This is a genomic window from Methylorubrum sp. Q1, assembly GCF_004683995.1.
Lineage (GTDB): Bacteria > Pseudomonadota > Alphaproteobacteria > Rhizobiales > Beijerinckiaceae > Methylobacterium.
In genome coordinates this window covers 1-339 of the sequence record NZ_SRHQ01000107.1, presented here as the reverse complement: position 1 = coordinate 339, position 339 = coordinate 1, and the positions used below count along the sequence as shown (strand labels likewise).

The window sequence follows — 339 nt, the reverse complement described above, 5'->3', positions numbered from 1 at the left end:
GCGCTGACGGACCAGACACTGATGCGTGCGGAACGCCACAGCGCGGCCCTGCGTCTCGGCGCTCTTCACCGCCACGAAGCGCATGCTCGGGCGCGCGGCCGCCTCGGCGATCGCTTCCGCGTCGGCACGATCGTTCTTCTGGCGTTTGACGAATGGCTTCACGTAGACCGCCGGCACCAACCGGACCTCGTGACCGCTCTTCTCGGCCACGCGACCCCAGTGATGGGACGTCGCACACGCTTCCATCGCCACGACGCAAGCCGGCTGATCCGCCAGAAGCGCCGCAAACCGAGCCCGCGACAGGGCACGGTTATCGAGAACCGATCCATCCGCTCTGAC

Annotated in this window: 1 protein-coding gene; it reads right to left on the bottom strand. The window is 67.6% G+C overall.

The features are described 5' to 3' along the window. Positions 1-339, bottom strand: a 339-nt coding sequence (locus E4V01_RS25475) for a transposase (RefSeq protein WP_245517722.1), incomplete at both ends; no start/stop codon positions are given.